Annotated in this window: 1 protein-coding gene; it reads left to right on the forward strand. The window is 31.6% G+C overall.

Translation table 11 applies throughout. The features are described from left to right. Positions 1-217 precede the first annotated feature (217 nt). Positions 218-437 (forward strand): hypothetical protein (locus AC1DWA_RS33475; RefSeq protein ID WP_477917806.1); only part of this gene is annotated, 220 nt, incomplete at its 3' end.

The following is a 437-nucleotide window of genomic DNA, read 5'->3' on the forward strand; positions in this document are numbered from 1 at the left end:
GATTGAGGAAAAGAGCATAAAAGTTTACACCATCATCAACCCGAAAGAGTGATTGAGGAAAAGAGCATAAAAGTTTACACCATCATCAACCCGAAAGAGTATTAAAACATAAAATTCGACTTACACAGATGCGTTTATTCAAGGGTTAGAATCTATTTTAACTCAGTATCCAATTAAAGAAATTTAAATTATATAAATCAAAGAGGTAATGTATTTTATGAAAAGTTGGTTCAAAAAACATTCTACTAATAAAAAACATGAGGATAGCAATACATATTGGCAATTAGATAATGTTTATGAAAGAAACAAAGAATCTCCTTATACATTTTACAAGCCAAGCAAAGCGGTGACAGATAAATTAAAAGCGGGAGACCTGGTGAAGTTAGTTTTCTTTAGTGATTCAGATACAGCTGGTTACAAAGGAGAAAGAATGTGGG

The organism is Rhodococcus sp. P4_F3_2, assembly GCF_056401335.1.